This window comes from Microvirga antarctica (genome assembly GCF_017921815.1).
GTDB lineage: Bacteria > Pseudomonadota > Alphaproteobacteria > Rhizobiales > Beijerinckiaceae > Microvirga > Microvirga antarctica.
The window spans coordinates 1-281 of record NZ_JAGEMM010000193.1; the positions used below are offsets into that span (position 1 = coordinate 1).

The following is a 281-nucleotide window of genomic DNA, read 5'->3' on the forward strand; positions in this document are numbered from 1 at the left end:
CGGATACCATCGGGTTTAACGGGCCTCCGCTTTGCCGCGTCTTTTCAGCCACCAGCGCACGCCCACTACCAGGACGATGGCCAGAATCAGCCAGACCCCGTGCCTGAGATGCTGATCGAGGTCGTGCAGCCATGGCGCGATCACCTCGCCGCCAAGATATCCCAGCGTGGTAAACAGCAGCGCCCAGATCAGCGCGCCTACAATATTCAGCGGCAGAAAAATTTTAGGCGGCAGGCGGCTGGCGCCAATCAGCAGCGGGCCAACCACCCGGAAGCCGTACA

At 61.6% G+C, this 281-nt stretch carries 1 protein-coding gene; it reads right to left on the reverse strand.

Annotated features, from left to right (window positions below; translation table 11 throughout):
* Positions 1-15: 15 nt before the first annotated feature.
* Positions 16-281 (reverse strand): DedA family protein (locus J4G32_RS21445; RefSeq protein ID WP_425515548.1); only part of this gene is annotated, 266 nt, incomplete at its 5' end.